Annotated in this window: 12 protein-coding genes; 5 read left to right on the plus strand and 7 right to left on the minus strand. The window is 68.4% G+C overall.

All coding sequences use genetic code 11. The annotated features are described in order from the left end of the window. Both ABDV68_RS16735 and ABDV68_RS16740 read right to left on the minus strand, forming a co-directional pair. Positions 1–439, minus strand: a 439-nt coding sequence (locus tag ABDV68_RS16735; RefSeq protein ID WP_343521241.1) for an FAD-binding oxidoreductase, incomplete at its 3' end; no start/stop codon positions are given. Then, a complete protein-coding gene (locus ABDV68_RS16740; protein WP_343521242.1) occupies positions 432–851 on the minus strand; it encodes a hypothetical protein in 420 nt (139 codons plus the stop codon). The genes ABDV68_RS16735 and ABDV68_RS16740, both read right to left, overlap by 8 nt. A 155-nt stretch (positions 852–1006) precedes the next feature. Between ABDV68_RS16740 and ABDV68_RS16745 the strand changes: the two genes are divergently transcribed. Beyond that, positions 1007–1180 carry a hypothetical protein gene (locus ABDV68_RS16745; RefSeq protein ID WP_343521243.1) on the plus strand — a complete coding sequence of 58 codons (174 nt, stop codon included), beginning with the start codon at positions 1007–1009 and terminating at the stop codon, positions 1178–1180. 205 nt (positions 1181–1385) lie between these two features. On the opposite strand, the gene ABDV68_RS16750 is transcribed toward ABDV68_RS16745, so the two are convergent. The 3 genes from ABDV68_RS16750 to ABDV68_RS16760 all read right to left on the minus strand — a co-directional run bounded on the left by ABDV68_RS16750 (position 1386) and on the right by ABDV68_RS16760 (position 3163). Next, positions 1386–1853 carry a GFA family protein gene (locus ABDV68_RS16750; protein ID WP_343521244.1) on the minus strand — a complete coding sequence of 156 codons (468 nt, stop codon included), beginning with the start codon at positions 1851–1853 and terminating at the stop codon, positions 1386–1388. Positions 1854–1861: 8 nt separating this feature from the next. Then, positions 1862–2422, minus strand: a complete 561-nt coding sequence (locus ABDV68_RS16755) for a lipocalin family protein (protein WP_343521245.1) — start codon at positions 2420–2422, stop codon at positions 1862–1864. An 84-nt stretch (positions 2423–2506) separates the two neighbouring features. Further along, complete coding sequence (locus tag ABDV68_RS16760) at positions 2507–3163, minus strand: alpha/beta hydrolase (protein ID WP_343521246.1); 657 nt, start codon at positions 3161–3163, stop codon at positions 2507–2509. A gap of 109 nt (positions 3164–3272) precedes the next feature. Between ABDV68_RS16760 and ABDV68_RS16765 the strand changes: the two genes are divergently transcribed. Genes ABDV68_RS16765 through bla form a run of 4 tightly spaced genes read left to right on the plus strand, consistent with a single transcriptional unit; the run spans position 3273 to position 6632 of the window. Beyond that, positions 3273–4349: an aminotransferase class V-fold PLP-dependent enzyme gene (locus ABDV68_RS16765; protein ID WP_343521252.1), complete on the plus strand. Its 1077-nt coding sequence runs from the start codon at positions 3273–3275 to the stop codon at positions 4347–4349. Next, positions 4307–5440, plus strand: coding sequence for a cysteine desulfurase family protein (locus tag ABDV68_RS16770; protein WP_343521247.1), 1134 nt, complete (start codon positions 4307–4309; stop codon positions 5438–5440). Before ABDV68_RS16765 ends, ABDV68_RS16770 begins: the two co-directional genes overlap by 43 nt. Next, positions 5437–5772, plus strand: coding sequence for a 2Fe-2S iron-sulfur cluster-binding protein (locus ABDV68_RS16775; protein WP_343521248.1), 336 nt, complete (start codon positions 5437–5439; stop codon positions 5770–5772). The genes ABDV68_RS16770 and ABDV68_RS16775 overlap by 4 nt, the downstream gene beginning before the upstream one ends. Next, positions 5769–6632: a class A beta-lactamase gene (gene bla / locus ABDV68_RS16780; protein ID WP_343521249.1), complete on the plus strand. Its 864-nt coding sequence runs from the start codon at positions 5769–5771 to the stop codon at positions 6630–6632. The genes ABDV68_RS16775 and bla overlap by 4 nt, the downstream gene beginning before the upstream one ends. 3 nt (positions 6633–6635) lie before the next feature. Here the strand turns inward: bla and ABDV68_RS16785 are convergent, their stop codons facing one another. Together ABDV68_RS16785 and ABDV68_RS16790 are read right to left on the minus strand one after the other, a co-directional pair. Further along, positions 6636–7106, minus strand: coding sequence for a DUF2269 domain-containing protein (locus tag ABDV68_RS16785; RefSeq protein WP_343521250.1), 471 nt, complete (start codon positions 7104–7106; stop codon positions 6636–6638). Next, positions 7103–8383, minus strand: a complete 1281-nt coding sequence (locus ABDV68_RS16790; protein ID WP_343521251.1) for an SDR family oxidoreductase — start codon at positions 8381–8383, stop codon at positions 7103–7105. Before ABDV68_RS16790 ends, ABDV68_RS16785 begins: the two co-directional genes overlap by 4 nt. Positions 8384–8521 lie beyond the last annotated feature (138 nt).

The following is an 8521-nucleotide window of genomic DNA, read 5'->3' on the forward strand; positions in this document are numbered from 1 at the left end:
TGAACATGTCGTAGACGTCGGGGTCGCGCGCGAGGCTGAGGAACGGCGCGAGGCCGGTGCCGGTCGACAGGAAGAACAGGCGCTTGCCGGGCAGCAGCGCGTCGGTGACGAGCGTGCCGGTCGGCTTGCGGCCGAGGAACACTTGGTCGCCCGGCTGGATCAGCTGGAGCCGCGAGGTCAGCGGGCCTTCGGGCACCTTGATCGAGAGGAATTCGAGCTCCTCGGCATAAGCGGGACTCGCGATCGAATAGGCGCGCAGCAGCGGACGGCCTTCACCGGGCAGGCCGAGCATGACGAACTCGCCGGAGCGGAAGCGGAAGCTCTGCGGACGCGTGATGGTGAAGCTGAACAGATGCTCGTTCCAGTGACGAACGCTGGTCACGGTCTCGACCGTCAGCGCCGCCGAGGGGGCGAGGGGGATATGGTTGCGGTCACTCATCACTTCGGTTTCCAGTTTGCGCCGACGGGCTGAGGCCGATCGCCTCCAGCGCCGCCGCCGCGGTTTCGATCGCGATGTGGAGCGAGGGCGCGCTCGTCGGAGGGACGATCATGCCCAGCATCTCCCGCATCTCGTCTTGGGGCCGGCGCGGCGCCTGCGCGAACAGGTCGAGCAGCAGCGCCTCGTCGTCGCTCAATCGACTATGGCCCGGGGCGCGGAAATAGAGCGGTTCGCCAGCTTCGCAATTAAGAATTGCCATGGCCATGGAAAAGGATTGCAACGCCGCCGCCGCGTTCCAGCGCGTGAAACCGTCGGCGAGCGCGTTGCACGGGCATTGCCGGCGGTTCACCGCCTGCACCCAGCCGCGCGCTGCCCAGACGATGAAACGCCCGCCGAGATCGAGCGACGACACGCTGCGGTCGAGATAATGGTACACGGGCGCTCCCTTCGCCGTGCTTCCTAACGATCAGCTATTGCGAGTCAATCGCAATTATATCGTGCTAGGCGCGACGGGCGCAAACATATCTTCGCTCGACGCGAAGGCGGGGTTTGGGCATGGCAAGGGAGATGGACAATCTTCCCACCGCCGGCTCCGCCGTCCTCGCGATCCTGATGGTCGCCGCCTTCGCGCTGGTGTGGGGCGGCGCGCGGCTGGTCCGCAAGGGCGAGCGGCAAAAGGGCGTGCTGATGATCGTGTGCGCGCTGGTGGCGCTGGGCAATGTGCTTATCTGGACGGTGTGAGGACGGCCTAAGGGTCGCCGTGCATGAACATGCCTGAGTAGAGTGCCAGCACAGTGAGTGCCGCGACCAGGGCAACGGCCAGGCAAGCCCCGAGAATGTAGAAGCCTGACCGACCGCTAGGTGGGCGATAGTCTTGAGTCATGCTGCGAATCCTGACTGTGGTCGCGTCCAGGATCGCGCCAGACTTGTCGATTGAACCCTGCACCTAATCATTGTCAGGCGCCTGCCGGTTGCTTGCCGCGATCGCCGCCGCCCAATCCGCGTCCTGCGCCTCGGTCGCGCCGATATCCTCGAGCGCCGGCAAGTCCCCGAACCAGGGCATCCGCGCCTCGCTGCCCATCTGCGTCTTCGGCGGGAAGGCGGCGGGGTCGTCGAGCGAGCCGATGGTGAGGTTGGTGCGGCTGCCCTCGAGGTTGCGGTAGTAGAGCGGGGTGCCGCAATCGGCGCAGAAGCCGCGGTCGACATGCTCGGAGCTGCGGAAGGCGGCCGGCGTTCCGCGGGTCCATTCGAGCGCTTCGTTGGGCGCGGCGACCAGGGCGGCGAAGAGGTTGCCGACCGCTTTCTGGCACATGCGGCAATGGCAGAGATGCGCGTTGTCGAGCATCTGAGTCGCGCGGTAGCGTATCGCGCCGCACTGGCAGCCGCCGGTCACGGTGACGTCGACCCGCTCCATATCGCCGCTCAATCCTGCCGCGTGATGCGCAGCGCCCAGCGGTCATAGCCCAGCGTCTCGACTCGCTCGCGCAGCATCTGGAGCATGTCGGGTGCCGGGTGCGGATCGCGGCTCAGCACCCAGAGGTAGCGCCCGCTCGGCTCGCCGACGATCGACCAGTCATAGTCGTCGCCATGGTCGAGCACCCAATAGTCGCCGGTGTAGAGCGGGCCGAAGAACGAGACCTTGAGCTTGGCGTTGGTCTCCTCGTCGGCGACGATCGCATGACCCTCGGCGACGTCGCGTTCGTCCTGGCCGGCGCGGAGGCCGCTGTTGACGATGCGGACCTTGCCATCCTTCGCCAGCGCATATTCGGCGGTGACCGCGTCCATGCCCTTCTGGAAGCGGTTCTCGTGCCGCGCGAGCTCGTACCATTTGCCGAGATAGCGCGCGAGGTCGACCGGCTTGGCCGGCTGCGGCACCTGGGGGTTGATCACCGGCGGCCGGGTGGCGCGCGAATAGAGGAACAGCCCGCCGATGGCGGCGGCAGCGGCGCCGGTGGCGATCTTGATCGCGGTCGATTGCTTCATCGGAGCATCATGCGACGGCGCTCGCCCAAAAGCAAAAGGCCGAGGCATTGCCCCGGCCTCCAGCTCACGTGCCTTGGGATCCCTTCACCGGATCGGCGAGTTCGGGTCGAGCCGCATGTCGAGATACTTGTCCACGCTGCCCATCAGCTGATCCATCTCGTGCTCGAAGAAGTGGTTCGCGCCGGGGATGGTGTCGTGGTGAATGGTGATGTGCTTCTGCGTGCGCAGCTTGTCGACCAGCTTCTGCACCGCGCCCGGGGTCACCACCTCGTCCGCCTCGCCCTGGATGATGATGCCCGAGGACGGGCAGGGGGCAAGGAAGGTGAAGTCGTACATGTTCGCCGGCGGCGCCACCGAGATGAAGCCGCGGATCTCCGGACGGCGCATCAGCAATTGCATGCCGATCCACGCGCCGAAGCTGACGCCCGCGATCCAGGTGGTCGAAGCCTCGGGATGGAAGCTCTGTACCCAGTCGAGCGCGCTGGCGGCGTCGCTGAGCTCGCCGATGCCATTGTCGAACGTGCCCTGGCTCTTGCCGACGCCGCGGAAGTTGAAGCGCAGCGTGGCGAAGCCGCGGCGCTGGAAGGTCTTGTAGAGCTCCTGCACGATGCGGTTGTTCATCGTGCCGCCCGCCGCAGGATGCGGATGCAGGATCATCGCCACCGGCGCGCGGGGGCGGGGAGCGGGGGCGAAACGCCCTTCGAGACGGCCTTCGGGACCGGGGATGATGACTTCGGGCAAGAGCTACCTGCTTTGAGAAAGACGCGCGGTGGCGCGGAAAACGATGCTGGCTATATAGTCGGGAAGGCCCCGCACGCAATTTCAAACGAGTCCCGCCCTGACCGAGCGCATCTATCTCGACCACGCCGCGACCTCGCCGATGCGCCTCGAGGCGCGCGAGGCGATGATCGAAGGGATGCTGCGCTGGGCGAACCCGTCCTCGCCGCATGCCGAGGGGCGGGCGGCGCGCGCCGCGCTCGAGGAGGCGCGCGAGCGGATCAAGGTGGCGCTGGGCTGGGAGGGGCATGTGCTGTTCACCAGCGGCGCGAGCGAGGCGCTAGGGATCGCGCTGCGGCGCGCCAAGGGCGGGCGGCGCTGGCACAGCTCGGTCGAGCATGACGCGGTGTTGCGCGCGGCGCCGGGAGCCGGAGTGCTGCCGGTCAATCGCGAATGGGACGTCGATCCCGACGCGATCGAGGATGCGCTGGCCGAGGGCGACCGGCCGGTGATCGCGATCCAGTGGGTCAATCCGGAGACGGGCAAGGTCCAGCCGGTCGAGCGCTATGCGCCGATGATCGAGGCGGGTGGCGGGGTGCTGGTCACGGACGCGTCGCAGCTGTGGGGGCTGAACCGCTTTCCCCGGCACGGGCAGCTGATCGTGATCTCCGGGCACAAGCTCGGCGGGCCGATCGGCGTCGGCGCGTTGCTGGTCGGCGATCTCGGGCTGATCGAGCCGTCGGGCGGGCAGGAGTTCGGTTATCGCGGCGGGACCGAGAATCTGCCCGCAGTGCTCGGCTTCGCCGCGGCGGTCGAGGGCTGGGCGGCGAAGCGTGATTCGACGCCCGACATGGATCGGCACCAGGCGCAGATGGACATGTTCCGCGCGCTCGAAACCTATGGCGCGCAGCATCTCACCGGCTATGGCGAGACGGTCGACGCGATCAGCGCGCTGGCGATGCCGAACCTCAGTGCCGCGGCACAGCTGGTGCGGTTCGACTTGAAGGGGTTCGCGGTATCGGCGGGCAGCGCCTGTGCGTCGGGCACGCTCAAGCAGAGCCGGGTACTCGAGGCGTTCGGGGTGGAGCCGGAGCGGGCGGCGCGAACGATTCGGGTAAGCACCGGCTGGTCGACCACGGCCGAGGAGATCAGGCGGTTCACCGATACATGGATCGACATCGCAATGGGGGCAGCGGCGAAGGCAGGATGACCTATCTCGACTATCAGGCGACCACCCCGCTCGCGCCCGAGGCACTCGAAGCGATGCGCAACTGGCTGAGCGACGACTTCGCCAACCCGCATTCGGCGCACGCGCCGGGGCGCAAGGCCAAGGCGGCGGTCGAGGTGGCGCGTGAGGCGGTCGCGGACCTGATGCCGGCGAACGGCAATGTCAGCTTCACGAGCGGCGCTACCGAGGCATTGAATTGGGCGATCAAGGGCAGCACCGGGCCGATCGTGACGATCGCGACCGAGCATGCCGCGGTGCTGGATACTGTCGCGGCGGAAGCGCGGCGCGGGCGCGAAGTGACGGTGCTGCCGGTCGGGAGCGACGGGCTGGTCGAGCTCACCGCGGCGCGTGCGGCGATCAGGCCTGGCACGGGACTGGTCGCGGTGATGCTGGTCAACAACGAGATCGGGACGATCCAGCCGATCGAGGAACTCGCGATGCTGGCCAGGCAGGCCGGTGCGCTGCTGCTGTGCGATGCGGTGCAGGGCTATGGCCGTGAGATCATCCCCGAGACCTGCGACCTGGTCGCGGTGTCCGCGCACAAGATCCACGGGCCCAAGGGCGTGGGCGCGCTGTGGGTACGCGACGGCGTGACACTGGAGCCGCTGCTTCACGGCGGCGGGCAGGAGCCGGGTGGACGCTCGGGGACGCTCTCGCCGGCGCTGTGCGCGGGGTTCGGCGCGGCGGCCAAGCTCGCCAAGCAGCGGTTCGGTGCCGACCGCGGCCATGTCGCGCAGCTGCACCGCAAGGCCTTTCAGGCGCTGGGCGGAGCGGGGTGGACGCTCAATGGCTCGCAGGGCGAGCGCTATCCCGGCAATCTCAACATGCGCTATCCCGGGCTCGACGTCGCGCGGCTGATGTCCGACTTGCGCGATATCGCCTTCTCGGCGGGCTCGGCCTGTGCCAGCGGTTCGGGGCGGCCGAGCCATGTGCTGAAGGCGATCGGGCTCAGCGACGCCGATGCGCGGTCGAGCATCCGCCTCGGCTTCGGCCGTTACACCACCGAGGAGGAATTGCTCGGCGCGATCGAGCGGATCGACGCGGTGGCGCGCGAGCAGAGGTTCGCGGCATGATCCGCGTGCGCTTCCTGACGCCCGATGGCGACCTTGCCTGCGAGACCGAGGCGGCGGCGGGCGACCGGCTGCTCGAAGTGGGGCAGGCCAGGGGCATGCCGCTCGAGGGGACGTGCGAGGGGCAGATGGCCTGCTCGACCTGCCACGTCATCGTCGCGCCCGAGGATTTCGACCGGCTGCCCCGCGCGAGCGAGGAGGAGGAGGACATGCTCGACCTCGCCGTCGGTGCGACGCGCACCAGCCGCCTCTCGTGCCAGATCGTGCTGGCGCCCGAGCTCGACGGATTGACGGTCAGGCTCCCGTCAGAACATCGCGATATGCAGGGACGATGATGACACCGACTCGCCGCCAGATGATCGCCGGCGCTACTGCGCTCGCCGCTTTCCCCACCGCCGCGCTCGCGCAGAAGAAGAGTGCGCTGGAGCGCATCCGCGACGAGACTGGCGGGCGATTGGGCCTTGCGGTCTATGACAGCGGCACGGGGCGGCGCTACTTCGACGGTGCCGAGGCGCGCTTCGCGATGTGCTCGACCTTCAAGGTGCCGCTCGCTGCCGCGGTGCTGGCGCGCGCCGACCGCGGCGAGATCGACCTGTCGCGCGAGATCCGCTTCAGCGAGGCCGACTTGCTCGATCATGCCCCGGTGGTGAAAGCCAACCTCGCCAAGGGCGCGCTGCCGATCGAGACGCTGCTTCAGGCGGCGGTCGAGGTGAGCGACAACAGCGCCGCGAACCTGGTCTTCGGCCAGATTTCGGGCCCGCGCGGCCTCACCAAGTTCATCCGATCGACGGGCGACATCCTCACCCGTTCGGACCGCGACGAGCCGACGCTCAACATCGTCCGCAACGGCGAGGTGCGCGACACCACCACGCCGCAGGCGATGCTGTGGCTGCTCAATGCGCTGCTGCTCGGCGAGACGCTGTCGCCCGCGTCGCGCGCCAAGCTGACCGGCTGGATGGAAGCCTCGCCCACCGGCAAGGAGCGGCTGCGTGCGGGCCTGCCCAAGAGCTGGCGCGTCGGCGACAAGACCGGCACCAGCGGCGAGGGCTATGTCAACGACGTCGCGATCGCGGTGCCGCCCGGGCGCAAGCCGATCCTGATCACCTGCTACATCGACGCGCCGATGCTGCCGCTGGCGCAGGCCAACGCGGCGCATGCCAAGGTGGGCGAACTGATCGGGCTGCTGTTCGCCTGACGCTTACCAGAGCTGCGGCTTGGCGATCATCAGCCAGAACACCGCGACGAGGCCCAGGAACGCCGGCCAGCCGAGCCAGAACCAGGTCCGCATCGCGCGGCGGTAGTCGTCGCCGAGCGGCGTGCCGTTATCCACCGCAGCCTGAGCCAGCCGCTGCGCGCGGATCTGCAGGCCGACTACCGGCACCCAGCAGGCGAAGGCGATCAGATACAGGGTGATGCTCGCCAGCACCCAGGATTCGATCAGCGAATAGCCGAGGACATGGAGCAGCATCAGCCCGCTGACGGGCTGGATCACCCCGCTCGATCCGGTGAAGATCCAGTCGGCGCGAACGACCATCCGCCCGATGCTGGCGATCGTCGCCGGGTCGGCGGTGCGATGCGCCGACCACAGATACCAGGCGGTGCCCGCGCCGAAGCCGAACAGCACTGTCGAGCTCAGCACATGCACCCATTTGAGCAGCAGATAAGTCACCGCCGGTTTCCGATCGCGCCGTGGACGAGGATCAGCAGCGCGACGGGCAGGTTCTTGAGCAACGGTCCGAGCGGGTCGGCCCAGAGGGAGGGCAGGGTAAGGGTGAGGGCCAGCGTATAGCCGAGGACGACCACAAGCTGCGCGGCGGTGGCGACCTGCGCACGAGAGTCGCGCAGCACCAACGCGGCAATTCCGAGGTCGAGCAGCGCGGTGCCGAACTGGAGCGGAAAAGCGGCTGATTCCGGTGCGCCGACGGTGGCCAGCACCTCCAACGTCTGCGCGCGCCCTGCGAACAGCCCAAGCAGCGCGGAGGCGAACCACAGCAGCGCCAGCCCCCAGCGGATCGCCGGGGCGAGGAAGAACAGGCGGGCATGCCAGCGATCCTGCACCCCGGCGGCACGATCGCGCATCGCGTTCGCGACGCTGCGCGGCCTGAATTGAACTGCCTGCGCGAAGGCCTCACCATCCGCGGCGTTGCCGACGACGATCTGTTCCAGGCTCGTGGTCGAGACCGGGCCGGAGCCGGCGAGGTCGCCGATCCGCCCCAGCATCCGCATCACCGGTATCGGAATCGACACCAGGCGCGCGGGCCCGAAGCCGAGCCAGCTGCGGTAGCGGGTCATCAGCTCGCGCAGCGTCAGCGTCTCGGGACCGGCGGGTTCCAGCGTCATGTTGACGAACCACAGATCCTCGCATGTCAGCCGCACGGCGCGGGCGAGATCGTCGGCATGGATCGGGGAGAAGGCGAAGCTGCCGTCCCCCGCGAGCGGCTGCGCGATCGGGAGGGCGGACAGGCCGCGCAGGAGCGACGTGCCGCCATAGCTTCCCTCCGCAATGACGAGCGAGGGGCGCAGGATCGTCCAGCGAAGCCCCGAGCTCCGCAACGCCGCTTCGCCCTCGAGCTTGGTCCGCGCATAGCCGGTCGCGACGTCCGCTCGCGCGCTGACCGCGGAGATCAGGATCACCCGGCCTACCTCCGCCTTCTTGCATGCAGCGTGCAGCGCCTTCGGCATGGCGACGTGGACCGCCTCCATCTCCGGGCCGCGCAGCACGCCCGCAGCGTTGACCACACAGTCAATACCGTCGAGGTGCGGGAACCAATCCCTCGCGCCGGTCGCTTGGGCGAGGTCGAGCGCGACCCATTCGGCGCCCGGTTCCATCTCGCGCAGCGACACGACGTCGCGGGCGACCGCGCGCACATTGTGCCCGCTCGCCAGGAGCTCGGAGAGGATATGCCGGCCGATGAACCCCCCGGCCCCCAGCAACAGGATTCGCATTGGGGGCGGACCTAGCATCGCTCCGTGCACAAATCATTGCTCTCTTGCGATGTCCGGTCGCTTCCCCCATATGCGCCGCGGGAGTCGGGCGGACGATGCCGTCGCCAACCCGGTCAGGTCCGGAAGGAAGCAGCCGTA

The organism is Sphingomonas sp. (assembly GCF_039595165.1).
Classification (GTDB): domain Bacteria; phylum Pseudomonadota; class Alphaproteobacteria; order Sphingomonadales; family Sphingomonadaceae; genus Sphingomonas.